The sequence below is a fragment of the Methylorubrum rhodesianum genome, from assembly GCF_014199985.1.
GTDB classification, from domain to species: domain Bacteria; phylum Pseudomonadota; class Alphaproteobacteria; order Rhizobiales; family Beijerinckiaceae; genus Methylobacterium; species Methylobacterium rhodesianum.
Genome location: NZ_JACHOS010000022.1, coordinates 26,741 through 51,494, shown reverse-complemented (window position 1 = coordinate 51,494; position 24,754 = coordinate 26,741). Strand labels below are relative to the sequence as shown.

21 protein-coding genes and 4 pseudogenes are annotated in these 24,754 nt (G+C 65.8%); 17 read left to right on the top strand and 8 right to left on the bottom strand.

The features are described from left to right. The first annotated feature begins 80 nt into the window (after positions 1-80). The 6 genes from HNR01_RS24385 (at position 81) to HNR01_RS24360 (ending at position 7,036) form a co-directional block, all read left to right on the top strand. Positions 81-1,274: an ABC transporter substrate-binding protein gene (locus HNR01_RS24385; RefSeq protein WP_012455613.1), complete on the top strand. Its 1,194-nt coding sequence runs from the start codon at positions 81-83 to the stop codon at positions 1,272-1,274. A 126-nt stretch (positions 1,275-1,400) separates the two neighbouring features. Beyond that, positions 1,401-2,276 (top strand): branched-chain amino acid ABC transporter permease, encoded by an 876-nt coding sequence (locus HNR01_RS24380; RefSeq protein WP_012455614.1) that lies wholly within the window; start codon positions 1,401-1,403, stop codon positions 2,274-2,276. Then, a complete protein-coding gene (locus HNR01_RS24375; RefSeq protein WP_012455615.1) occupies positions 2,273-4,054 on the top strand; it encodes a branched-chain amino acid ABC transporter ATP-binding protein/permease in 1,782 nt (593 codons plus the stop codon). The genes HNR01_RS24380 and HNR01_RS24375 overlap by 4 nt, the downstream gene beginning before the upstream one ends. Then, a complete protein-coding gene (locus HNR01_RS24370) occupies positions 4,054-4,791 on the top strand; it encodes an ABC transporter ATP-binding protein (protein ID WP_012455616.1) in 738 nt (245 codons plus the stop codon). The genes HNR01_RS24375 and HNR01_RS24370 overlap by 1 nt, the downstream gene beginning before the upstream one ends. A gap of 81 nt (positions 4,792-4,872) precedes the next feature. Then, positions 4,873-5,574 (top strand): cyclase family protein, encoded by a 702-nt coding sequence (locus HNR01_RS24365; RefSeq protein WP_012455617.1) that lies wholly within the window; start codon positions 4,873-4,875, stop codon positions 5,572-5,574. A gap of 52 nt (positions 5,575-5,626) precedes the next feature. Then, positions 5,627-7,036, top strand: a complete 1,410-nt coding sequence (locus tag HNR01_RS24360) for an amidase family protein (protein ID WP_012455618.1) — start codon at positions 5,627-5,629, stop codon at positions 7,034-7,036. Positions 7,037-7,529: 493 nt separating this feature from the next. On the opposite strand, the pseudogene HNR01_RS24355 reads toward HNR01_RS24360, so the two are convergent. Next, positions 7,530-7,814 (bottom strand): annotated as a pseudogene (locus HNR01_RS24355) (nitrilase-related carbon-nitrogen hydrolase); the annotation flags it as partial. A gap of 265 nt (positions 7,815-8,079) precedes the next feature. On the opposite strand from HNR01_RS24355, the gene HNR01_RS24350 reads away from it, so the two are divergent. Both HNR01_RS24350 and HNR01_RS24345 read left to right on the top strand, forming a co-directional pair. Continuing rightward, on the top strand, positions 8,080-9,444 hold the full coding sequence (locus HNR01_RS24350) for a CmpA/NrtA family ABC transporter substrate-binding protein (protein WP_183670352.1): 1,365 nt from the start codon (positions 8,080-8,082) through the stop codon (positions 9,442-9,444). Between the two features lie 9 nt (positions 9,445-9,453). Continuing rightward, positions 9,454-9,783, top strand: coding sequence for a nitrile hydratase subunit beta (locus tag HNR01_RS24345; protein ID WP_012455621.1), 330 nt, complete (start codon positions 9,454-9,456; stop codon positions 9,781-9,783). Between the two features lie 251 nt (positions 9,784-10,034). Here the strand turns inward: HNR01_RS24345 and HNR01_RS28095 are convergent, their stop codons facing one another. Beyond that, complete coding sequence (locus tag HNR01_RS28095) at positions 10,035-10,271, bottom strand: hypothetical protein (RefSeq protein ID WP_017484718.1); 237 nt, start codon at positions 10,269-10,271, stop codon at positions 10,035-10,037. On the opposite strand from HNR01_RS28095, the gene HNR01_RS28090 reads away from it, so the two are divergent. Further along, on the top strand, positions 10,254-10,409 hold the full coding sequence (locus HNR01_RS28090; protein ID WP_244409882.1) for a nitrile hydratase subunit alpha: 156 nt from the start codon (positions 10,254-10,256) through the stop codon (positions 10,407-10,409). The two genes, HNR01_RS28095 and HNR01_RS28090, sit on opposite strands and share 18 nt — an antisense overlap. Here the strand turns inward: HNR01_RS28090 and HNR01_RS24335 are convergent. Beyond that, complete coding sequence (locus HNR01_RS24335) at positions 10,343-11,353, bottom strand: LysR family transcriptional regulator (protein WP_012455623.1); 1,011 nt, start codon at positions 11,351-11,353, stop codon at positions 10,343-10,345. The genes HNR01_RS28090 and HNR01_RS24335 overlap by 67 nt on opposite strands. An 83-nt stretch (positions 11,354-11,436) precedes the next feature. Between HNR01_RS24335 and HNR01_RS24330 the strand changes: the two genes are divergently transcribed. The 7 genes from HNR01_RS24330 (at position 11,437) to HNR01_RS24300 (ending at position 15,966) form a co-directional block, all read left to right on the top strand. Next, a complete protein-coding gene (locus HNR01_RS24330; protein WP_157228163.1) occupies positions 11,437-12,225 on the top strand; it encodes an allophanate hydrolase-related protein in 789 nt (262 codons plus the stop codon). Between the two features lie 142 nt (positions 12,226-12,367). Continuing rightward, positions 12,368-12,901, top strand: a complete 534-nt coding sequence (locus HNR01_RS24325; protein ID WP_012455624.1) for an ABC transporter permease — start codon at positions 12,368-12,370, stop codon at positions 12,899-12,901. A gap of 13 nt (positions 12,902-12,914) precedes the next feature. After that, the gene (locus HNR01_RS24320; RefSeq protein ID WP_051061592.1) at positions 12,915-13,913 is read left to right on the top strand and encodes an ABC transporter substrate-binding protein; all 999 of its coding nucleotides are present in this window, start codon (positions 12,915-12,917) and stop codon (positions 13,911-13,913) included. Continuing rightward, positions 13,910-14,707, top strand: a complete 798-nt coding sequence (locus HNR01_RS24315; protein ID WP_012455626.1) for an ABC transporter ATP-binding protein — start codon at positions 13,910-13,912, stop codon at positions 14,705-14,707. Before HNR01_RS24320 ends, HNR01_RS24315 begins: the two co-directional genes overlap by 4 nt. Positions 14,708-14,718: 11 nt before the next feature. Next, on the top strand, positions 14,719-15,030 hold the full coding sequence (locus HNR01_RS28195) for an SH3-like domain-containing protein (protein WP_012455627.1): 312 nt from the start codon (positions 14,719-14,721) through the stop codon (positions 15,028-15,030). Then, positions 15,030-15,317 carry an SH3-like domain-containing protein gene (locus tag HNR01_RS28190; protein WP_012455628.1) on the top strand — a complete coding sequence of 96 codons (288 nt, stop codon included), beginning with the start codon at positions 15,030-15,032 and terminating at the stop codon, positions 15,315-15,317. The genes HNR01_RS28195 and HNR01_RS28190 overlap by 1 nt, the downstream gene beginning before the upstream one ends. Next, positions 15,310-15,966 carry a nitrile hydratase subunit alpha gene (locus HNR01_RS24300; protein WP_012455629.1) on the top strand — a complete coding sequence of 219 codons (657 nt, stop codon included), beginning with the start codon at positions 15,310-15,312 and terminating at the stop codon, positions 15,964-15,966. Before HNR01_RS28190 ends, HNR01_RS24300 begins: the two co-directional genes overlap by 8 nt. Before the next feature lie 421 nt (positions 15,967-16,387). Here the strand turns inward: HNR01_RS24300 and HNR01_RS24295 are convergent, their stop codons facing one another. From HNR01_RS24295 to HNR01_RS24270, 5 genes and pseudogenes are all read right to left on the bottom strand, one after another. After that, positions 16,388-17,218, bottom strand: a complete 831-nt coding sequence (locus HNR01_RS24295; RefSeq protein WP_012455630.1) for an alpha/beta hydrolase — start codon at positions 17,216-17,218, stop codon at positions 16,388-16,390. Next, positions 17,218-17,541, bottom strand: a pseudogene (locus HNR01_RS24290) (ABC transporter ATP-binding protein); the annotation flags it as partial. The gene HNR01_RS24295 and the pseudogene HNR01_RS24290, both read right to left, overlap by 1 nt. After that, positions 17,478-18,146, bottom strand: a complete 669-nt coding sequence (locus HNR01_RS24285; RefSeq protein WP_012455631.1) for a hypothetical protein — start codon at positions 18,144-18,146, stop codon at positions 17,478-17,480. The gene HNR01_RS24285 and the pseudogene HNR01_RS24290, both read right to left, overlap by 64 nt. A gap of 520 nt (positions 18,147-18,666) precedes the next feature. Further along, positions 18,667-21,420, bottom strand: a pseudogene (locus tag HNR01_RS27750) (hybrid sensor histidine kinase/response regulator). Between the two features lie 23 nt (positions 21,421-21,443). Next, a pseudogene (locus HNR01_RS24270) lies at positions 21,444-22,201 on the bottom strand (IS5 family transposase). A gap of 319 nt (positions 22,202-22,520) precedes the next feature. Between HNR01_RS24270 and HNR01_RS24265 the strand changes: the two are divergent. Beyond that, positions 22,521-24,647, top strand: a complete 2,127-nt coding sequence (locus HNR01_RS24265) for an ATP-binding protein (protein ID WP_012455635.1) — start codon at positions 22,521-22,523, stop codon at positions 24,645-24,647. Positions 24,648-24,754: the final 107 nt, after the last annotated feature.

Here is a 24,754-nt window from a genome sequence, read left to right as displayed (position 1 = left end):
TATTCGTTGCGTAGCCTGACTGCCATCGCTTGAACATCGTGGCTGAACCCGAGCATCATCAGGGAATCGGAGCCCAACGCATGGTTGCGCCAAAGTATTATCGCCGACTATTTTTGATCGTGCCACTGGCTTTCACGATTCCCGGCTCGGCGCTTGCCCAGCAGGAGCCCTGCATCGGCAACTCTGCCGCCATCACCGGCCCGGCGGCCTTCACCGGCCAAGCCATCAGAATGGGCGCCGAGATCGCCCTTGAGGAGATCAATGCCAAGGGCGGTGTCCTCGGCAAGCCTCTGCGCTTCGTCCAGTATGACGACGCCGGAACACCGCCACGCGGCGTCGACAACACCCGGCGCGTCGCGCTGGCCGATAAGTGTGTCGTCATCCTCGGCGGTTACCACTCCACCGTTTCGGTGGCTCAGGTCGAGCCGGTCCATGCCATCGGCATTCCGTTCGTCGGCGTGCTCGCAGCCAACACACAGGCCATCGAGAACGGCCGTAATCCGAACTACATGTTCCGGGTATCGGCCAAGGACAAATGGGTCGCCCGCTTCCTCGTCGAGCAGGCAGCGAAGGTCTCGAAGACCGGAAAGATCGCTTTCTTCTATGAGAATACAGGGTGGGGCAACGGTGCCGTGCCGGATGTGAAGGCGGCGACCGCAAAGGCCGGAAAGGAACTGGTCGCCACGGAGACCTTCAACTGGAACGATCAGGACATGACCGCGCAGGCGATCCGCGCGCGGGATTCGGGTGCCGACGTTGCCCTGTTCTGGGCTCTCGACCGCGAGGGCAACCAACTCGTCCGCTCCATGGACAAGGTCGGCTACAAGCCCACCATCATCGGCGCCTGGGGCATCGCCGGCAATCTCGGCGAACTGGCCGGCCCGCTCGCCAATGGCGTCCAGGTCGTGCAGACCTACAGCTTCATGGGCGACCTCGACCATAAAGGCCAAGCGCTCTGGCAGAAGATCCAGACGAAGTACGGCCTGAAGGATCCGTCGCAGATCAAGATGGGCTCCGGCATCGCCAACACCTACGACGCCGTGCACATCGTGGCCCAGGCCATTGAGAAGGCCGGTGCCTACGATTGGAAGAAGGTCCGCGAGGCGCTTTATCAAGTCAGATATGAGGGCTTGGTCGCGAAATACGATCCGGCCTTCGATTCCTCTGACCCGGAACGCCAGGACGCAATTCTGCCGAGCGAATACAAGCTGACGGTCTGGTCCGACGGCAAGCTCCTGCCGATTGCGCAGACCCCCTACGGCAGAACGAACTGACGGCAGACGCGTCCCCTCCGTCTTCGAACGGTGGGGCCGGGGTGGCTCGTTCGGATCCCGATCGCCGGGTCGCCCCAACTCCACTGAACGCCTGTCCGCTTCACACAGGGAACTCTCGCGGCAGCCATGACGACCGCCCTGCAATATACGCTCTCAGGCCTCGCGATCGGGGGCATCTACGCCCTCGTCGCGCTCGGCTTCCACATCATGTGGTCGGCTGCCAAGGCCGTGAACTTCGCCCACGGCGACACGCTGATGATCGGCGCAGTCCTTGCCGTAATGGGCATCGATGCCGGCTTGCCGCCGCCGCTGGCCTGCCTCCTCGCCATCCTGGCCGGGGCCTTGTTCGGCGTTGTGCTGGAGCGTTTCGCGGTGCGACCGTTCATCGGCACCAACGCCTCGATCGGCTGGATGCTGACCACGATCGCGGTCGGCATCATGGCCGAATCCCTTGCCACGATGCAGTTCGGCGGCTTCTCGCGCCCCTTACCCTCGCCCGGCGTTGCAGGGGCGATCTCGATCCTCGGCGCGGGCGTCTATCCGCAGGAACTCGTCATCCCGGCCGTCGCACTGCTGGCGATGGCGGGCCTCCACGCGATGCAACGGCACACGCTCGTCGGGAGAGCGATGCAGGCGGTCGCGCACAACCGCCAAGCGGCTGCCCTGATGGGCATCAACGTCGACCGAATCGTGATGTTCTCCTTCGGCCTCGCGGCGCTGTTCGGCGCAGGGGCAGGCGTGCTCGTCGCCCCCGTGATCCAGGCTTCCGCCAGCATAGGCGTCCTCCTCGGGCTCAAGGGCTTCGCTGTCGCCATCATCGGCGGAATCACCAGTGGCCCCGGCGTTGTCCTGGCCGGCCTCGCCTTCGGGGTCATGGAGAAGTTCGTCGAGGGCTACGTTTCGACCGCGGCGCGGGAGATCGTCGGCTTCAGCGCGATGATCCTCGTCCTCGTCGCCTTCCCTCAGGGTCTGTTCGGCCGCCGGGAGATCTTCAAGGTATGAAGGCCCTCTATACCCTCGGCTTCGCGCTGCTCGCGGCCATCCTCGTTGTCGTGCCGCTCACCTCCGGCAACGAGTACGAACTGCGCCTGTTCATGCTGTTCCTGATCTACGGCGTGATCGCGGTCGGCCTGAATGTCCTCGTCGGGCTCACCGGCCTCGTCTCTCTCGGCCAGGCCGGATTGTTCGCGCTCGGCGCCTATACCGGCGCGATCCTGGCGATCCGGTTCAACCTCGACCTCGTCCTCGCAAGCATCGGCGCGGCGGTGGTGGCCGGCCTTTTCGGCGCGGCGCTCGCCTATCCGAGCGTGCGGGTGCGGGGCGTCTATCTCGCGGTGGTGACGATCGCCTTCGGCCTCATCGTCGAGAACGTTGCCATCGAGTGGCAGAGCCTCACCGGCGGCACGACGGGACTCAGCGGCATCCCCGGCCCGAACCTCTTCGGGTATCCGCTCTCGGGCTACGCCTTCTACGCCGTGCTCGCCGTCACCCTCTTTCTCGCGACGCTGGCGGCGCACAACCTGAAGCACTCGGGCTACGGCCGCGCGATGCTGGCCGTCGCCCAGAGCGAGACGGCCGCGCGCAGCCTCGGCATCGGCGCGACGGGGATCCGCACGCTCGCCTTCGCGGTCGCGGCCATGACAGCGGGGATCGCGGGCAGCTTCTACGCCTTCCTCAACGCCTACATCTCGCCCGACATTTTCACCTTCTCGGATTCCGTCCGCTTCCTGCTGATGGTGATCTTGGGAGGAGCGGCCTCGACCTTCGGACCGGTCGTCGGCGCCTTCATCCTGACCTATCTGCCGGAGGTGCTGCAGCGCTTCGCCGAGTGGCAGAAATTCGCCTACGGCGCCCTGCTCCTCGCGGTGATGTTCGGCCTGCCCGGCGGCATCCTGGGCACGCTGGGCCAACTCTACGCCCGTCTGCGCCCCGGCCCGCGTGGGGTCGAGCCGGGCCAAGGCATGCCCGCCGCCGAGCTTCTCGCGAGCCGCAAGCCTGCCGGCCTGGAGACCCACGGCCTCACCGTTCGCTTCGGCGGGCTCACGGCGCTAAGCGCTGCGAGCGTTCGGGTCGCCCCGGGCGAGATCCACGCTCTGATCGGTCCGAACGGAGCCGGCAAGTCGACCTTCGTGAACACGATCTCGGGCTTCTACCGCCCGAGCAAGGGTGGCGTGCACCTCGACGGGACCGATCTCGCCGGCATCAAGGTTCACGGCATTGCGCGGCTCGGTCTCGCCCGCACCTTCCAGAACACCGAGCTGTTCGGACAGATGACGGTTCTGGAGAATGTCATGGTGGGTGGCTTCGCCCATCACGGCTACGGCCTGCCCGGGGCGATCCTGCGCACGCCCCGCTTCCGCCGCGAGGAGGCCGCCTGCCGCGCCGCCGCAACCGGCCTGCTCGATTTCGTCGGGCTCAGCGCGGTGGCCAACGAGCAGGCCCGCTTCCTGCCCTTCGGCCATCAGCGCCGGCTGGAGATTGCCCGGGCCCTCGCCACGCGTCCGCGTCTGCTGCTTCTCGACGAGCCCGCCGCCGGGCTCACCACGCAGGAGATCGACGAACTGGAGGTCATGATCCGGAAGATCGCGGGACTCGGTGTCTCGGTGCTGCTCATCGAGCATCACGTCGACCTGATCATGGCGGTTGCCGACACCGTGACGGTGCTCGATTACGGCCAGGTCATCGCGAGCGACCGTCCGGAGACGGTGCAAGCCGATCCGCGGGTGATCGAGGCCTATTTCGGCGGCCCGTCCGCCATCCTCAACGAGGAGGCCGCCTGATGACCGATACTCCGCTTCTCTCGGTCGAGAACCTCGAAGTCCGCTACGGCGCGGCAACCGCGCTCCGCGGTGCGAACCTGACCGTGCAGCGCGGCCAGCTGGTCGCCGTGATCGGCAATAACGGTGCCGGCAAGACCTCGCTGATGCGCGGGATCACCGGCCTCGTACGACCGAGCGGCGGCCGCGTTCTGTTCAAGGGCGAGGAGGTCACGCGGCTGCCCGCCCATGCCAAGGTCGCCCGCGGTCTCGCGATGGTGCCCGAGGGACGCCTGATCTTCCCCGACCAAACCGTCGAGGACAATCTGATACTGGGTGCCTACACCCATGGCGGCCTCAAGAACGCGCAGGCGAAACGGACGCTGGAGCGGGCGCTCGCGCTCTTCCCGCGCTTGCGCGAGCGGCTGCGCCAGCCTGCCGGCAGCATGTCGGGCGGCGAGCAGCAGATGCTCGCCATCGCCCGCGGTCTGATGGCCGAACCCGACCTCCTCGTGATCGACGAACTCTCGCTCGGCCTCGCGCCCCGCGTCGTCGAGCAACTCATTGGCGTCTTGCGCGACCTCAACGGCCAAGGCCTCACCATTCTTCTCGTCGAGCAGCTCGCATCCTACGCGCTCGCCATCGCCGACCATGCCTACGTGGTGGCGCAGGGGCGCACGGTGCGGGACGGCCCGAGCGGGCTCATCGCCCGCGATCCGGAGGTCATGGAGACCTTTCTCGGCAAGAAGAAAGCCGCCTGAACGCGGCATCCCGCCGAACCCGAAACGGCACGGCACCGGACGGTGCCGTGAACGATCCGTCACGCCCGAAAAGGACCCGCCATGCCCCAGCGCGTCGTCGATTTGAGCCTCCTGATCGAGGACAACATGCCGGCCCACAAGCTCTTCCAGCGGCCGGTGATCACCACGCATCTCAGTCACGAGAGCTCGGCCGCCCTCAATCTCGGCGTGCCGGGCGACGCGATGACCTTCCAGACGAACTTCATCGCGATGCTCGACCACGTCGGCACCCATGTGGACGCCTTCCGGCACGTCGATCCGAACGGCCAGCCCATCGACGAGATGCCGCTGGAGCTGTTCATGGGCAAGGCGGTCTGCTTCGACCTGCGTCACATCCCCGACCTGGGCGACATCACGGTCGCCGACATGGAGGAGGCGGAAGCCAAGAGCGGCGTCAACGTCGACGGCCACATCGTCCTGCTCTGCACCGGCTTCCACGCCCGCAACTATCCAAGCCTCGACTCGGTGTGGAAGAACCCGCTGCTGACCGTGGAGGCCACCCAGTGGCTGCACGAGCGCGGCTCGAAGATGCACGGTGTCGAGGGGCCCTCCACCGATAAGCCGAGCGACAACATCTTCGCTCAGCACCGCCTCTGCCGTGAACTGGGCATTAGCCATTGGGAATGGCTGGTGAACCTGGAGGAACTTCTGGGCAAGGGCGAGGTGCAGTTCTTCGGTGTGCCGCTGAAGTTCAAGGGCGGTTCCGGCTCGCCGGTCCGCGCATTCGCCCTCGTCAACGACTGACGCCACTGCGGCGCCCCTGGGGCGCCGCGCCTCCGTTGCAGAGAGTGGAGCGATGACGAGCGACTTCGACTTCATGACCGCGCTTGAGTTGCGCCGCCTTATCGCGGCGCGCGCGATTTCGCCGGTAGAGCTGACGGAGCGCGCCCTCGCGCGTGCCGAGGCTAGCCAAGCCTCCTTGAATGCCTTCTGCCACCTGGTGCCGGAGGAAGCCCGCAGCGCCGCGCGCCGGGCCGAGGAGGCTGTGATGCGCGGCGCGCCTCTCGGGCTGCTCCACGGCCTGCCCGTCTCGGTGAAGGATCTGATCGCGGTGGGTGGCCAGCCCTACGCGTCCGGCTCGCGGGCCATGGCGAGCAACATCGCCGCCGCCGATGCCCCCGCCGTCGAGCGCCTGCGTGCCGCCGGCGCCATCATCATCGGGAAGACCACCACGAGCGAGTTCGGAGCCAAGCCCGTCGGCGACTCGCCGCTCACCGGCATCACCCGCCATCCCTGGGATCTGGCGAAGACGCCGGGTGGATCGAGCGCCGGCGCGGCCGCCTCGGTGGCAGCCGGGATCACGCCCTGCGCACTCGGCACCGACGGTGGCGGCTCCCTGCGCATTCCCGCCGCGCTGACGGGTCTCGTCGGGTTCAAGGCGCAATTCGGGCGGGTTCCGGTCTGGCCGACCTCGGCAACGCCGACGCTGGCCCATGTCGGCGCGCTTGCTCGCAACGTCGCCGATGCCGCCTTGCTGACGACGGCGGTCGCCGGCCACGATCCGCGCGATCCCTTCGCGGTGGCCGGCCCCGTCCCAGACCTTCTGGTGGCGGTCAAGGCTTCCATCGCCGGCCTCCGGGTCGCCTGGAGCGCGACACTCGGCTACGCGCGGCCCAACCCTGAGGTTGCCGCCATCGCCCATGCCGCTGCGATGGCGCTGGCAGACCAGGGCGCGATCGTGGAAGAGGTCGAGACCGTCCTCGAGTCCGATCCAGCCGCTCTCTGGACGGCCGAGTTCTACGCCGGCATCGGCACCCGCCTGCGCGGCGTTCTCGAAAGCCGCCGCGATCTCCTGGACCCCGCTGTCGCCGATTTGCTCGACGCCGCCCTCGCTCAGGAGATGCGCGCCTATTACGAGACCGTCTTCGCACGCTACGCGCTGCGGGACCGGATGGTCAACTTCTTCACCGGCTACGATGTCCTCGTGTCACCGACACTGCCGATCTCGTCCTTGGAAGCAGGCAGAAACATCCCGGAGGGGCTGGAAGATCGCAGCCTCGTCTCCTGGGCATTCTACACCTATCCTTTCAACCTCACAGGCCAGCCCGCGGTCTCTGTCTGCGCAGGGATTGCCTCGGATGGAATGCCCGTCGGCCTCCAGATCGTGGGCCGCACTCTCGGCGAATACGACGTGATGCGAGCGGCTGCGGCGATCGAGCGGACGAAGCCGCCGGGCTATAATCTTCGTCCGCTGACAGAGCCGTGACGGGCAGCCGCCGTGAGGATGGTCCGGGCAGGCTCTGCTTCAGGCGACGCTGTTCCGAGCAGCTTCGCTGCTGCGTCTTTTGATAGCGTGAAGGCAATCTATTTCGGAAAAGGCGGACTCTGTTTCACTCAAACAGAAAGTCCGGTTGTGGCGGATTTTGTTGAAAAAATTCTGGGACCGTGCGCCAAGCGTCGCGCAGCACAGGTGGTCGGAGAATGTTTGTTTCTCACCAGAAATAAGATGCCACCATAGCCGCGCATCCTGAGCAATACGGAAGTACAATCTTCTCCTGAAACCGCGGCTGGCGATGCTACTTCGGGCCGATCCCGAGTTTTTCCAACGAAATCGGCGCGAAGCCGACTAAGGCGGGGCAAACTCCTGACCCCCTGCGGACATTCGAGAGGCTGCAGCCGAAGGTCCGTTCCGGTTGGAGGCTGTGTGAGAATGCGATTTGGTGTGCCGGTTTGGCCTCCATGATCGAGAAGCAGCCTCAGATCCGGTTGTCGCGGCAGGCCTGCTTGAACGCCGCGACCTCGGGGCCGTCGAGCGTGCAGAGGATCTCGGGCCGGGTGTCCATCGACAGGCCGTGCAGGCCGTATTCGGGGAAGACGACCAGATCCATCGTCGCCATGTTGACGCGCGCCTTGGCGACCATCGCGACGATGCGCTCGGCCTGGGCGGTCACGTCGACACGTGTGGTGATGGTCGGCAGTTGAAGCTGGACGAGGCCGATGACGACGCCGTTCGGGGATTTGTTCAGTCCGCCAAGTCCGTTCATCAGCCCTCCCTCTAGATCGAAATGCGCCAAGCTCGCGATCGGGCCTGTACTCAGGTCGGGATCCGAAACGATAGAGCCTGCCCTCACAGTCCAAATTATAACCACTTCTTCGCACGAAACACTGGTTGCAACTGCTTATACGGCCATTAGAAAAACTTATCTGTCATATGTCTTGTCATGACCTGATAGTGCGTAGTGACTTCATTCGATACTGGCACGCGGGTTGCTGCAGTGCATCCGAATGCGGATCCACGGGCATCGCGATATGACCGCCGAAGGCAAATCTTTCAGGCTCGAAGCGTCCTGCGCATGCGGATGCGGCGGATCGCCAACCGATCATCGCGATCCGTTTTCAGAGGTGTTTGCGGACGAGGCCTACGAAGGCGTCGAGCGCAAGGTGGATCGCCAGGTCGAGGCCGTCCTGCTTTCGGCGATCGCACCCGACCCCATGTTCCGCCGGGCCTTCCTGAAGGCCGTAGGCGCATCGACGGTGCTCGCGGCGATCTCGCAGCTTCTGCCGCTCGCGGAGGCGCAGGCCATCGCCCAGGAAGCGACGACGCTTGAGAAGACAAAGCTCAACGTCGGCTACGTGCCCATCACCTGCACCGTACCTCTGCTCCTCGCCCACGCGATGGGAGAATACGGCAAGGAAGGTCTCGATGTGAATCTGGTTCGCACGCCGAGCTGGGCGATCGTGCGGGACAAGCTGCTGTCCTCAGAATTCGACGCCAGCCATCTGGTGCTGGCCATGCCGCTGACAATGACGATGGGCGTGGGCGGACCGGCGCTCGCGACGCACGTGTCGAGCGTGCAGAACGTCAACGGCAACGCCATCACCCTCAGCATTCGGCACAAGGACCGCCGCGATCCAAAGGACTGGAAGGGATTCAAGTTCGGCGTTCCCCATCAGCACTCGATGCATGCGATGCTGTTGCGGTACTATCTCGCGGAGCATGGCCTCGATCCCGACAAGGACGTCGAGATCCGCGTTTATCCTCCGCCGGACTCAGTCGCAAACATGGCGGCCGGCAACCTCGACGGCATGCTGTTCGCCGAACCCTGGGGCCAGCGCGCCGTCTTCGAGGGCGTCGGCTTCCTCCACATGCTGACGCGCGACATCTTTCCCGGCCATCCCTGCTGCGTCGTCTCGGTCACCGACGGGTTCGTCAAGGAAAGTCCCAACAGCTACGGAGCAATGTTTCGCGCCGTAGTCAGGGCGACTGAATTCGCGGACAAGCCGGAGAACCGCAAGCAGGTCGCGGAACTTCTGGCTCCGGCCGCCTATCTCAACCAGCCAAAGACAGTGCTCGAGCAGGTTTTGACGGGCCGCTACGCGGACGGCCTCGGGAAAGTGGTTAACGAGCCCGACCGCATCGGCTTCAAGGCGCTCCCCTACCACTCGACCGCAATCTGGCTTCTGACCCAGCTGCGCCGCTGGGACATGGTGCCTGCCGACGTCGAGTACCGGGCTCTCGCCGAAAAGGTCTTCCTCGCGACCAACGCGGCAAAGCGGATGAAGGACATCGGCTTCGAGGCCCCGGCCGCGTTCAAGCCGGTCGTCATGGCCAGGCCGTTCGATCCGGATGCGCCCCAGGCCTACGTCGACAGCTTCGCCATCAAGAGGATCTGAGTGAACGATATGACGCGCGGATGTCACGACATCGCTGGAAACCCCGCCGGCCCCGTCCCGATCGTCGAGCTTCCCTGGCTTCACTGGGGAAAGCAGGTCGAGGCGATCTGTAACCTGGTCGGTGACGGCACGCGCAGCATGATGTCGCTCGACGAGTTCTGGCGCAGGTTCAAATCGTTCGGCGAGGACAGGCACAAAACTTTGTCCTTCTACAGGTGCCGGCTGAAGGCGATGATCGACATTCTCGTCGAAAAGGACGTCTTCATCCGTGAGGAACTCGACGCTGGTATCGCGGAAGCGCGGGCACGGTGGGAGCCTTCGTTCGCCCGCGAGCCATGACGCCACGCTTCAAGGCCGGCGACAAGGTGACGGTGCTCGAACTCGGCAAGGCGGGCACATCAGGACACAGTTCTACGTCCGGCTGCGCCCGGGGGGCGTGCTGCAGCGATGCGGCTCGTACCTCAATCCCGGAGACCTCTCGTGGGAAACGTCGGCGGTCCGGCCTAGCCGCTCTATCGGGGCGGTTTCGCAATGACCGATCTGTGGAACGAGTACCGCGGCTCACCCACGGACCTGCTCTGCATCGAACTCTACGACCATTGTCTGGCGCCGGCATCGAACGACACGGCGATTGCCTGAACAATTCCGGCGACAGGGAGGCGGCTATCGGCGACCACCATCACGGGCACGAGCACGATGCTCACGTGCCGTTCGTCGTCGAGGCTGAAGCCGGCAACATCGAGGGGCAGATCCTGGTCGACGCACTGCAGGCACTGCTCGTCGGCCGCGGCCTCATCTTTCCGGGCGAAGTGCGTGTCCTGGTCCACGACAGCAACGCGGACATGCGGTACCTCGTCCTTCCGCAGTGTCCCGCTGGGACGGAGAGGTTCAGCGAAGATCAACTCGCCGCACGAGTAACGCACGACTGCATGATCGGCGTATCGGTCGTGGCGCCCGCACCGTGATCGGCCTGCTCGCACTTCAGATGCGCAGGTGCGTAGCGCATCAGTTCGCGCGCCATGCGGATGTCCTCGGCCACCTCGATGAACGCGCTGACGGCAGGCGGCTGGGGGTCGCGTTCGAGCACCATCAAGCCGATCGTGTTGGTGATGCTGGGCTCGATCAGCGGCACCGCGCGGGTTTGGCTCCAGTCTCCGACCATCATGAAGAAGGTGTTCGGCACCACGGCGAACCAATGGCCAGGGCGCACGTGCGAGCAGAGCGCCAGCGCGCAATTGGTCTCGAGCACCGTGCGCGGGGTCACGCCGACGCTCGCGAACACGCGGTCGAGGATGCGGCGGTTCTGCATGTCGGGCGTCAGCATGCACAGGGGCAGCCGGCCAGCCTCGGTCCAGCTCACCGACTTGCGCTGCGCGATCGAGTAATCGGCCGGTGCGATGAGGAAATAGCTCTCGTCGTAGAGGAAGTAGGGCCTCAGACCGGCGGAGGCGCCGTGGTCGAGATAGTTGATGCCGATGTCGAGATCGAAATTCTCGAGACCGCTTTTGAGGTCGGTGAAGTTCAGCGACGTCACCGAGACGCTGACGTCTGGATAGAGCCTGTTGAAGGCCGTCGTGATGATCGAGATCGCCGGCATGGCGACTGGGATCACGCCGAGCCGCACATGGCCGTTCAGCTCGTCTCCGGCCGATCCGATGTCCTGCACAAGATGCTCGTGATGGTCGAGCGTCCGGCGCGCGAAGTCCAGCACCATCGCCCCCTGGGGCGTAAAACCTTCGAACCCATGATTATGCCGGTCGATGATCAGGGCGTTGAAGTCGCTTTCAAGCTGGCGGATGGCCTGGGAAAGCGCCGACTGCGTGATCCCGCACTCGGCCGCCGCCTTGCCGAAGTGCCGGTGGCGCGCCAGCGCGACGAGATAGCGAAGCTGCTTGAGATTGAGCGCCATGCCTCGGGATCTCCTGATTCCGGTCGTGCAGACCTCTTCGTCTTTTCCGATACGCAAGCCCGGCGCCAAGGGGAACATGCCCGGTGACCCATCGAATCACCTTACAGGCCGCCCTGCTGTCTGCGGTTATCCTGGCCACACTCCTTGCGATCTGGAAGTTCGCCGCGTCGTCCGTGCCGGGCGGCAGCGCAAATCTCGATCCGGGATATTCCGCTCTGGGGTCGGGAGCGGCGGCCGACGGGCGCACAAGGGCACTTCCAACTCCGACCGAGTTCGCCGCGACGCTCTGTAGGCAGCTTAAAGATGGCTTTCTGGCTGCATTGGGCGGGCGCCTTCATGCACGTTCGGGGACGACAATCGGCGCATCCGGACAGCCCGTACCGTCTCCGGAGGCGTGTTCGACGGCTCCGTGCCCTGGTGAAGTCGAGATCGCCGTGATTGCAGCGCCCGTGTCCGGTCTGCCTTTAAACCACGAACTGACGCGACCCGGCGGCCGCATTCTGCGCGCGGTCTCGACATACCCGGATTATCGACTCTTCGTTCTACCGGGAGGTCCTTCGCTTCGGCCGAGCCTTCTTCATTGCGAACCCGAGATGGGTGCATCGATCGCGACGGAAATCTGGGCGCAGCCACTCGCAGGTCTCGGCGACTTCGTCGCCGGCATACCCGCTCCGCTTTGCATTGGCACGCTGAAGCTTGCCGATGGCACACACACGAAGGGCTTACTCGTCGAATCCACTACGGCGGAGATCGCGCTCTTCGGAGGCTGGCGCGCATATCTCGCCAGTTATCGGATGAAAAGCTCAGATTCAGCTCCGACCAATGCCTCTCGCGCAACTCTTGCAAGGCTGACGATCGCGGCGGACGCCTGACTCCGATGCTCACGCCCATCACCGCGGGCGATTTCAACATATGCCCGGCTCGATTCGAGGTAGCAGAGATGTCTAGCGCCACTTCATTGAACGACGCAGACACCGCCGACGCTCAGTCCAAGACGCGTGCCGGACCGCGTTCTTGGATGCGGCCCGCTGCCCCGTCGGTTCCAGCCAGCGCATCTACCGCAGCATTGAATTCCTGATCGATTTCTTTCGGTCGACACCGGCGACCGCCTTGTTTCCTCTCTTCATGATCATCTTCGGCCTCGGCGAACTTTCGAAGATTGCGGTCGCCGCTTTCTCGGCGTTCCTGATCGTGCTGTTCAACGTGGCCTATGGCGTCATGAACGCCCGTCCGACGCGTATGCTCGCTGCGCAGGTGATGGGGGCCTCCAGGCTTCGCATCTTCCGAGATGTGACGATCTACGAGTCTCTGCCGCAGACCTTCATCGGCGTGCGCACCGCGGTATCACTAGCCCTGGTCGTGATCATTGTGGCCGAGATGTTCATCGGCTCGGACAATGGCCTGGGCAAACGGATCATCGACTCGCAGATCACCTTCGACATGCCGGGCCTCTATGGGACGATCCTTCTGACGGGTGCGCTCGGATATGCCTTCAACCTCGCCCTGTTTGCCCTCGAAAGCCGCCTCGTCCACTGGGCCGGCCGCTAGTCTGGATACGAAGATGTCCAACGCTCTCACGCGCCGAACATTTACGCTGGCGACCTTAGGTGCAGCCTTCGCTCCCTCTGCTCCTGCCTTGGCGCAGGCCCGCGAAAAGGTCATGATCGCCTGGTTGCCGATTATGCAGACCACCGCCTTCTATGTTGCGCAGGAGGAGAAGCTTTTCGAAAAGGCAGGCATCGAGGTGGAGGCAGTCCGGTTCGAGGCTCCCAATCAGATCATCGACGCCCTCGTATCCGGCCGGGCGGAGGTCGGTGCTCCGGGAACTGCTGCCGGGATCACCGTGCTGGCGGAAGTGAAGTTTCCAGGCACTTTCAAGGTGTTCGGACTTCAGGGCGGCGGCATTAAGATCGGGCGGATCAATGACGGACTGATCGTTGCCAGCAATTCCTCGATCGCTAGTTTCTCCGACCTGAAGGGCAAGACGCTCGGACATCTCCCTGGAATTCAGTGGCGGACGATTTCCCGCCACATGGTGCGCAAGGCCGGCCTCGACCCCGACAGGGACGTGCGTCTCGTCGAACTCGCGGTCGGCCTGCAGGTCCCTGCGGTCATCTCAGGGAGTGCGGACGCGACGCTGTCCTTGGAGCCGGCTGGCTCGATCGCGACGGCTCTCGGTGAGGCGAAGCGAGCGGTCACGAATGCCTGTGCCTCCGTCATTGCCGACCCGTTCTATTCCGGCGTCTCGGTGCTGACCACGAAGTTCGTAACCGAGCGGCCGGCGGTGGCCCGCAAGATCGTCATGGTCCTGGATGAGGCGACGCGGCTCGCCGAGAGCGATTTCGCTCGCTTCCGAAAGGTTCTGCCAAAGTACACGGCCATCAAGGCGGGGCAAGTCGACGTGGTGGCTCAGCCCTACCTCAGGCCATTTGCAGATCTGGGCGACACCGATCTTGCCTCCTATCAGGCACTCGTCGATGTTTTCGCCGCGGAGGGTGTTCTCAAGAATCCGATTAAGGTCTCGGACGTAATACTCCGAAAGGGAGAGATCGGCCTATGAATACGCCGGCATCGACTTCATCGGCTCAACCCGTCGTTGACCCCCACATCACCATCCGAGGCCTCGCCAAGCGGTTTCGGGGCCAGACCGTCTACGATCGCTTCGACCTCGATCTGCCGCGTGGAGCCATCGTTTCCGTGTTCGGGCCGAACGGCTGCGGGAAGAGTACTTTGATCAACATGATCTCGGGCATCATGCCGCGTGACGGGGGCGAGATACTGTTTGACGGGCGTCCGGTCTCGGAAGCCCGCATCGGATATGTATTCCAGAACTATCGGGAAGCCCTTTTCCCCTGGATGAGAGCTCGGGACAACGTCGTGTATCCGCTCATGCTGATGGGCGTCGCGCCTGCAGAACAGCGTCGGCGGATCGAACGCTTGGCGGCAGCGTTCGATCTCAAGTTCGACCTTGATCGGTACCCCTACGAATTGTCGGGAGGACAGCAGCAGACGGTCTCGATCATGCGCGCCCTGGTGACCGAGCCGGAGGTGCTGTTCCTCGACGAGCCCTTTTCGGCACTCGACTACGAGATGACGCTAACGATGCGCGACCAGCTTCAGAAGGTGCTCGGTCAGACGCGAACTACCGCGCTTCTGGTAAGCCACGACCTCGATGAGGCGATCTATCTGGCGGACAAGGTCCTTCTTCTGACCCGCAGGCCGACGAGGATTGCAGCCTATCTCGACGTGTCCCTCGCTCGTCCCCGCGTCCCTGAAGCGACGACAGAGCCGGAATTCATGGCGCTGAAGGCGAAGGCTCTGGCAATCTTCCAAGAATCCATCCGGGCCAACTAAGGATCAGGCGCATGCGCGGCTACCACGACATCGGCGGCTCGCTGTCCGGGCCCATTCCCCGAACTGAATTGCCCTGGCTCGACTGGGAAAAGAGGGTGGAAGCCATCCGAAATCTTCTCGGGGATAGCACGCGACGCGTGATCAGTCTTGATGAGATGCGCAGAGGCTTCGAGTCCTTCGGGCCCGAGAAGTACAGAACACTCTCTTTCTATCGGCGGCGCCTTGAGGCGATGATCGACATCCTCGAGGAGAAGGGCGTTCTGACACGAGCCGAATTGGCTGCAGCCGTGGAAAACTCCGTTCAAGAGCCGGGAGAAACCTGATGCCGCTCTTTCATGCGGGAGAACGGATACGCGTGCTGGATCTGGGAAAGGCGGGGCACGTCCGCATCCCAGCCTATGTCCGCGGACACGTCGGAACCGTCGTGCAGTTCTGCGGCGTGTTCCTCAATCCCGAAGATCTGGCCATCGGCAATGCGGGCGGCTGCGTGGTCGGCTGCTATCGCGTCGAATTCCTGCAGACGGACCTTTGGACTGACTACTCTGAATACCCCGACGACACGCTCGTGACCGAGATCTACGAGCACTGGATGGAGCCGGCGCATGGCTGAACGCGACACCACCGATCCCTGTCCTTTGCCTCTCCGTACGGCCTACACGGCCCAGGAGGCTCTCGTCGTCGAAGACGATGCCGGCAATGCCGAGGCCGCGCGGATCACCACCATCCTCGAAGGCATACTGGTGACCAAAGGCCTGCTGGCGAAAGGCGAGGCCGACCAGGAGATCGAAAAGATCGAAACTCCGGGTCTCCACCTCGGTGCCCGCCTCGTTGCTCGCGCGTGGGTCGACCCTGACTTCAAAAACCGCCTCCTAGCCGACGGAAAGCTCGCCGCTGCGGAACTCGGTATGAAAGTGGGCGAGGCGCAGCTTGTCGTGGTGGAGAACACGCCGGACGTTCACAACCTAATCGTCTGCACACTGTGCTCCTGCTATCCTCGGTCCATACTCGGACAGCCTCCCTCCTGGTACATCTCCAAGACGTACCGTTCTCGAGCGGTTCGGGAACCACGGACAGTCCTTCACGAGTTTGGGCTCGATATCCCGGAAGCGGTCCGCGTGCGCGTGCACGATAGCAATGCCGACATGCGCTACCTCGTTCTCCCCATGCCTCCGGCTGAAACCGTTGGTCGACACGAGATCGATCTCGCAGGTCTCGTCAGCCGCGACATGCTAATCGGCACCGCCGTCCTGCAACGATAGATCGCGCAAGCTTCCTCCGTCCTCAAAGCACGCTCTCGGTGGTTCTATGAACGCTCATTGTGATCACGGTATCTTTGTGACTCCATAGGCTTCTGAGCACGCTCCTGCTACGAACGAGTGCTACGAAGCCATGAGGCAGATGGTGGGCTTGGTCCAACGTTGGCGCGTCTTCTATTTCCGTCGCACCATTCCGGACGCGCTGCGCGCCGACATGCCGGCCGTGCTCGGACCGGCAGGGCCTAACCTCTTCGACGAGGGTGCACCGGCCCTCGCTGAAGGGAAGCCAGGCCGGCCGCGAGTTCTGAGTCAGCCTTGGGACGCGCGACGCCGACGAGGCGCGCAATCGAGCGCGCCAACTGGATGGTGAGGCCGACGCACTGATCGTCGAAAAGAGGTCACCGTCCGTCCGCGTTTATGCGTGTCACAGGCCCGCGAGACGGGCGGTTTCCTGGGCGACGAGCCCGTCCGGCGCGATCAGGGCGTCGAGCACCCGGAAGTGGTCGGCCCCCGGCACGACCTGCAGGTCGCCGGCGAGGCCGAGGGTCCGGCGAGCGGCGTAGTAGTCTTCGGATTGGCGGCAGAGCTCGGGCAGTTCGGCCCCGCCGTAGATCACCGAGACCGGCGGCCCGCCCGGAGCGAGACGGCGGATGGGAGAGAGTTCGGCCACTTCGACTTGAGTGAGGCGCAACACGTCGTTGAGCGCCGTCCCGGCGATCGGCTCCAGATCGAAGATCCCGCTCACCGCCAGGGCAGCATCGGCCGTATCCGCAACAAAGCTCGCCATCAGGGCCGCCAGATGGCCGCCGGCCGACCAGCCCGCGACGACGAGACGGCCCGCCCCGGTTTCCCGCCGCAGCAGGCGGAGCGCGGCCCCGATCTCCTCGGTTATCCGGGTGAGGCTCGCCTCCGGCGCCAGGGTGTAGCCGACCAGCGCCACGTCGAGACCGAGGGCGAGCGGTCCCTCGGCCATGCAGGTAAAATCCTCCCGGGCGTTGCGCTGCCAGTAGCCGCCATGAACGAAGGCGAGGCAGGGCGCACCCGCCGCGCCGCAGCGGTAGAGATCGAGGGCTTGCCGCTGGACGGGGCCGTAGGCGAGGGTTTGTCCGACTTTGGCCTCCCGGAAGGCGGCGCTGCGGGTGCGCCAGCCCGCCACAAGCGCGGCGCTGTCCCGGACCGCCTCTGAATTGTCGTAGGCTCTCGTCAGCGAAGCACGTTCGAGGCTGCGCCAATCTACGGCATTGGTCGACGCCATCAGGCAGCCTTCGGCGCGTGGTGGCTGTGGAGCTGGGCCGACAGCATGCGGCGCAGGTCGTTGAAGGCGGGGCTCGACACGTCCCGGCGCCGCGGCAGGTCGACGGTGTGAACGGCCTCGATCCGGCCCGGCCCCGGCGACATCATCACGATGCGGTCGGCGAGGAAAATCGCCTCCTCAATGGCGTGGGTGACGAACAGCACGGTGAGGCCGGTCCGCGCCCACAGATCGACGAGCTCGTCCTGCAGACGCTCGCGGGTCATGGCGTCGAGCGCCCCGAACGGCTCGTCCATGAGGACCATCTCGGCGTCGTTCGCGAGCACACCAGGTGGGTCTGCAGCACTTGCCCGAGTGGCGGCAGCGCATCTTCGGGCAAAGGGTACCGGTTGCGGCGGCGCTCGGCGACCTCGGCCAGTCTATCCGCGTGCTCGGGCGCGGCCCTGCGGCTCGCCTCGCGTTTGCGCCGCTCCTCGGGCTCGGCCTGACGGGCGGCATCCTCGATGGCGGGCCAGCGTTGGCGCAGCTCCTCCAGCGACCGGAACGGCACGCGCCACGCCTTCGATGCCGGGTCCCACCGCGCCCAGGGTACCATCCGCAACTCGGCGACGACGACGCGGGAATACGGCGTCCGGACCACCAGGTCGTCCGCGGCCTCCAGGTAGGGGCTCGCGAGCGGCTCGAACGCGAAGGCGTCGCGGCCGCGTTCGTCGGCATGGGCCAGGACGCCCGTCCACTCGCGGCCGGACCAGGCGTTCAGGCGCCGCTCCGCCGTGGCGCCCGGCACGAACCAAGCGCCCAGGTCGTCGCGCCACCGCGCCCGAGGGAACGCCGCGCGGAACCGCTCCACGGTCGTGCGGTCATAAGGGAAGGTGGCCGTCGCTCCTGGCGGGCCGTCACCCGCGTCCCGCTGCGTCGCGCTGAACTGCACCGCCTCTCCGGCCACTGCTCGACTTCTGTCGTTCCTCGCGCCCGAGCTGTCGTCCCGGACGGATAGTGTATAAGTTTGAGCATCGGAGGGCGGTTCCCGCACCGACAACCCTACAGTCCCCGGGAACGGGTTGCGACCGCGGTGTGCGAATCCTCGCCGCCCGGGACCGAACCACGCGAGGCGGGTTACAACCGAAGGGGACGCGGGCACGCACCTCCATGCCGGTCTTCTTCTTCGACGTGTGCGCCCAGGGCCGCCTTGGAGGCCGACGAGGACGGGCTCGAACTCGCCAGCGCCGAGGCGGCCTCCCTGAAGGCGTGCGCCGCCATCCCGAACCTCACGGCCGAGCTGGTGCGCGCCGGGGGGCACCCGCGGGGGGTACAGCTTCTTGGTCGCGAACGAGGCGGGGCCCGTTCTGTTCGATATCCCGTTCCGCGAGACCCTCGACAGGGGGCTCCCACCTCGTCGCCCATGAGGCGGCGCCCAGGCATCGGCATCGCGTGCGGCACGAACGCGTCGGTCAAGCCTGGACGATGAGGTCCTTGATGCGCGTGGCGAGCGTCTCCAGCACGAACGGCTTGGTGAGGACCTGCATGCCGGGCCGCAGGTACCCGTTCCCGAGTACCGCGTTCTCGGCGTAGCCGGTGATGAACAGCACCTTCAGGTCCGGCCGCCGCTCGCGGCCTGCGTCCGCCATCTGGCGCCCGTTCATGCCGCCGGGCAGGCCAACATCCGTCACCAAGAGGTCGATGCGCACGTCCGACTGCAGCACCTTCAGGCCGGCGACGCTGTCGGCGGCCTCGATGGCGGTGTAGCCGAGATCCTCCAGCACCTCGGTCACCAGCATGCGCACCGAAGGCTCGTCGTCCACGATGAGCACCGTCTCGCCCTGCCCGGCGCGCTCGACCTCGGCGAGCCTCCGGGTCACGTCGTCCTCGTCGGCCTCGCCGTAGTGGCGCGGCAGGTAGAGGCAGACCGTCGTGCCCTGGCCGACCTCGGAATAGATTCGGACCTGTCCGCCGGACTGGCGGGCGAAGCCGTAGACCATAGACAGACCGAGGCCCGTGCCCTCGCCGGTGGGCTTGGTGGTGAAGAACGGCTCGAACACCTTGTCGACGAGGTCTGGCGGCATGCCGGTGCCGGTGTCGGTCACGCAGACGCTGAGATACTGCCCGGGTGGCAGGTCGTGCTGGCGGGAGCCGGCCTCGTCGATCCACTTGTTGGCGGTCTCGATGGTAATGCGACCACCGCCCGGCATGGCGTCGCGCGCGTTGATGCAGAGGTTGAGCAACGCATTTTCCAACTGGCCGACGTCGATCAGCGCCGGCCACAGACCCGCGAGGCCTACCACCTCCAGGTGGATGGCCGGGCCGACCGTGCGCCGGACGAGTTCCTCCATGTCCGCGACCAGCCGGTTCACGTTCGCCGGCTTGGGGTCGAGCGTCTGGCGTCGGGAGAAAGCGAGCAGGCGATGCGTCAGCGCCGCGGCGCGCTTGGCCGCCCCCTGTGCCACCGACATGTAGCGGTCGAGGTCGCCCATCCTGCCTTGCGACATGCGGGTCTGCATCAGCTCCAGCGAGCCGGAGATGCCCGCGAGCAAGTTGTTGAAGTCGTGGGCCAAGCCCCCGGTGAGCTGTCCGACCGCCTCCATCTTCTGCGACTGCCGCAACGCCTCCTCGGTTTTGGCGAGCGCCTCGGCCTGCCTTTTGGTTTCCGTCACGTCGCGCGTCGAGGCGTAGATCAGACCGTCGCGCGGCACCGCATTCCAGGACAACCAGACATGGCTGCCGTCCCGGTGCCGGTAGCGGTTCTCGAAGGTCGTTTGCGCCTCCCCACGCGCCAAGCCCTCGGCCGCCGCCAGCGTGGCCGCGATGTCATCGGGGTGGACGAAGTCGAGGAAGGGGCGCGCCTTCATCTCGGCCTCGGTCCAGCCGAGCGTCAGGCGCCAGGCCGGGTTGAGGCTGACGAAGCAGCCGTCGAAGTTGGCCACGCAGAGCATGTCCGAGGAGGATTGCCAGACCTAGTCGCGCTCGGCCGTGCGAGCCGCGACCTGCCGGGCGAGCTCGGCCTCGGTCTGCTTGCGGACGGTCACATCCTGAACGAACACGTGGTAGCCGTCGACGCGGCCCTCGGCGTTCCGTCGCGGCAGGTAGCGGATCTCGGCGACCCGGTGGCGCCCGTCGCGGTGCGGCCAGTCGAGCTCGAACGTGACCGCCTCACCCGCCAACACCCGCTCCAGAAAGGGTTCACGTGCGGCGTACGCCTCAGGGGTAAGGAGGTCCCGAACGTCACGGCCGACGACCTGGTCGGGCGGCAGGAAGAACCAGTCCTCATAGGCCTTGTTGGCGAAGCGGTAGACGAGGTCGGCGTCGATGAAGGCGATGAGGACCGGCAGCGCGTCCGTGATCAGGCGAAGCTCGCGCTCGCCGGCTTCCGCGCGCTGCTCGACCCGGCGGCGCTCGGTGATGTCCGAGAAGAAGATCGCGACCCGGTGCGCGGCGGGGTTGCCGGTGCGCAGCGCCCGTACGTCGAACCAGCGCCCGAACACGTCGGCGTAGTGCTCGAAATGCGCCGGCTCGCCGGTCAGGGCAACGCGCCCGTAGGTGTCGAACCAGTGCCGCTCCAGGTTGGGCGCGAACTCGCTCACCCATTTGCCGGCGACGTCGGCCCCCGTCTGCTCCACGAAAGCGGGATTGGCCTCGACGATGCGGTAGTCGACCGCGCGGGCGCCCTCGAACTTCATCTCGACGATGCAGAAGCCGACCTCGATGCTCTCGAACAGGGTCCGGTAGCGCGCCTCGCTTTCCCGGAGCGCGATCTCGGCCCGGGTGCGCTCAGTGACGTCATGGCCCTCGACGAAGATGCCGCTGATCGTGCCGTGCGCGTCGGTGATGGGCTGATACACGAAGTCGAGGTAGCGCTCGTTGACGGGGCCGCCGGGGACGGCTTGGACGTCGAATCTGGCGCCCGTCGCCCGGTGGGTCTGGCCGGAGCGGAAGACCTCGTCGAGCAGGTCGACATAGCCCTGGGCGGCGGCGTCCGGCAGGGCCTCGGCCACGGTGCGGCCGGTCACGTTGCGGTCGTCGATGGCACGCTGGTAGGCGGCGTTCGTCAGCGTGAAGCGGTGCTCCGGTCCGCTCAGCAGGGCGATGAAGCTCGGGGCCTGCTCGAACATCTGCGCGAGGGAGGCCGAGTGCGCGCGCAGGCGGCGGACCTCCGCTTCGAGCTCCTCGCGAGTCATTGTTTCCGGGTCAGAGATTTGCGTTGCAGGCATGCGGGGCGGATTAGGTCGCGGACTCATAAAGCTCGCAGCCAGACCCGCAGGGCTGCGAGCTTGACGCTGGCCAGGAAGTTATCGGGATCCTTGTCGTAGCGCGTGGCAACAGCTCTGAAGTGCTTGATCTTGCTGAAGAAGCGCTCAACGAGGTTGCGGTACTTGTACAAGAACGGGCTGAAGGCCAGCACCTGTTTGCGGTTGGGCATTGGCTTCACGTTGGCCCATGCACCTTGCTCGGCCATCCGGGTCCGCAGTGCGTTGCTGTCGTAGGCTCGGTCCCCCAGCAGGATCTGACCGGCACCCAACCCGCCCAGCATGTCGGCGGCCGAACGCCCGTCATGCGCTTGGCCTTCCGTGATCTTCAGCGCCACGGGACGACCTTCGGCATCCACCAGCGCGTGGATCTTGCTCGTCAGGCCGCCGCGCGAGCGACCCATGCCACCGGATCCGCCCTCTTTTTTTGGGCGCAGGCGGCATGCTGATGCACCCGCACGCTCGTGGCGTCGATCATCTGCAGGTCGCCCTCGTAAGCCTCTGACACCGCGTCCAGAAGCCGATCCCAGATGCCACGCTTGCGCCAGCGCCGGAAGCGGTTGCTGCAGGTCGTATGTGGGCCATAGCGCGCCGGGATATCGGCCCAGGGTGCGCCCGTGCGCAGCCGCCAGAAGATCCCGTTCAGAACCCGCCGGTCGTCCACGCGCTCCTTGCCGCGCACGTCCGTCGGCAACAGCGGCTCGATCACCGCCCACTCCGCATCCGTCAGGTCAAACCGCGCCATCCAAGCCCCTCCTGCTCAGAGGGCTAACGATGCTGCGGCTCAACCGTGCCAGCCATTATGGGTTCGCGACCTAGCGCGTGATTGTGTTGCGCGCGAGGACTGGTAGCGAGGGAAGAAGCTTCGCCGCTGTCGGCAAACTTAACCGTGGAACACGGTGCCAAGTGCCACCCCTGGCCGCGATATGACACGCTAATGGCGACGCACGAGCGAGCACGACACGAGTGGCGCATGCGGGTGACACAACGAGTAAGTGGCCGGTCGGTGTGGAATGTCTGAGAGCGAGTTGCCTCATCCGGGGCTGCCGTCACGATCGAGCCCAATGAACGTCGTTCCTCGAACGCGGTGGATCGCATGGGCGAGCGGCGGCTTCGGTGTCGCCACCGCGCTGACGGTTCTGGCCGGCTGGTGGTTCGACATACCCATCCTCCGGCGCATCATCCCCGGGCAGCCGCCGATGGTCGTCCTGACCGCCGTCGGCACCCTGTTGCTCGGTTGCGCGCTGCTCGCCACCCGTCCCGGCACGTCCAGACCCATTCGTCAGGCTGGCCGGTGGCTCGCGGCGGCGGCGGCGGCTGTCGGGCTCGCAGGGCTCCTGAGGTACATCCCCCCGGGACAGTTCCAGCTCGATGACTGGGTGCAGCGCCTGGTCTTCGGACCGCTCAAGCCGGATACCGGCATGGCCCTGGCGACGGCCGCGAGCGTCCTGGCGACCGCGGTGGGCCTCCTCCTTCAGGGTGCGGGCAAACGGTGGCTGCGCGGCCTCGGCACCCTCGTCACACTGGGCAGCCTCGTCATCGCGGCGGTCGGTGGCCTCGGCTACGCCTACGGCCTGGATGCCTTCCACGAGGAGGGGATGTTCTCGCGCATGGCGCTCGTGACCGCCACGACGTTGAGCATCCTTGCCGTGGGCGTCCTCTTCAGCCGGCCAAGCCGGCCCTGGGTCGTTACCATCCTGGGCGCAGGCGAGGCGGGTACCCTGACGCGCCACCTCCTGCCGGCTGTCGTGCTCGCGCCGCTACTTCTGGGATGGCTGGAGCTTCACGCCGTCCGTACCGGCCTGATCGAAGCCGGGACCGGCACGGCGCTCCTCGTCATCGTGCTCACCCTCTGGCTGGCCGCGCTGGTCATCCGGATGGCGCGCAACATCGACCGGCGCGCCATTGCCGAGCGGCGGCTGCGGGAGACCTTACGGGGCATGAACGAAGCCCTGGAGCGGCGGGTCGAGGAGCGGACCCGCGAGCTTGCCGAGGCGCAGGATGCCTTGGTGCAGGCCCAGAAGATGGAGGCCATCGGCCAGCTCACCGGCGGGGTGGCGCACGACTTCAACAACCTGTTGACCATCATCCGCTCGTCCATCGAGTTCCTGCGCCGGCCCAACCTCCCCGAGGAGCGACGCACCCGGTACATGGACGCGGTCTCCGATACGGTGGAGCGGGCAGCGAAGTTGACGGAGCAGCTCCTCGCCTTCGCCCGGCGTCAGGCGCTCAAGCCGGAGGTGTTCGACGCCGGCGAGCGCCTGGCCGGCGTGGCGACGATGCTCGACTCCCTCATGGGCGCGCGCATTCGCATCGTGACGGAGAAGCCTGACACTCCCTGCTTCGTGCGCGCCGACGTCAGCCAGTTCGAGACCGCGCTGGTGAACCTCGCGGTGAACGCGCGCGACGCCATGGGCGGTGAGGGCACGCTGTCCATCGCCCTGGCCTGCGACCGGCCGAAGCCCGCCATCCGCGGCCATGCCGGCGCGGCGACCCACTTCGTGGTGCTGTCGGTCACGGACACCGGCACGGGCATCGCGGCAGACCAGGTCGGACGGATCTTCGAGCCGTTCTTCACGACCAAGGAAGTCGGCAGGGGCACCGGGTTGGGATTGAGCCAGGTCATCGGCTTTGCCAAACAATCCGGCGGCGACGTCGACGTCTCCAGCGTGGTCGGGCGTGGCACCACCTTCACGGTCTACCTGCCGCAGGCCGACGCGCAGGCCGACGCGCAAGCCGACGCGCAGGCGGACGCGGCGGGGACGGATGCGGAGCTGGAGGGCGCCCCAGTCGAGGAAGTCGACCAGTGCATCCTAGTGGTGGAGGACAACATCGAGGTCGGCCGCTTCTGCACCCAGATCCTGCACGACCTCGGCTACGGCACATTCCTGGCACAAACCGCTGAGGCGGCGCTCGCGGAGATCGAGGCAGTGCCCTTCCGCTTCGACGCCGTGTTCTCCGATGTGGTGATGCCGGGCATGGGCGGCGTCGAACTCGCCAAGCGGCTGCGGGAACTCCACCCGGAACTGCCGGTGGTGCTCACCTCCGGCTACAGCCACGTGCTGGCGAGCGACGATGCCCACGGCTTCGAGCTCGTGCGCAAGCCCTACTCGGCCGAGCAGCTCGGGAAGGTCCTGAGGACGGTCATCGCGCGCATGCGGCAGGTCCGTGCCGCCCCCTGGGAGATATAGGCTTCTTCGCCGGTCCGCTCCGCCGGCCCGGGGGTGCGGCGCCCTCCGTCGAGGCGAGAGGGTGGAGGCGCCATCGACGCCTCCGGATACGAACGCCGGTTCGGGCG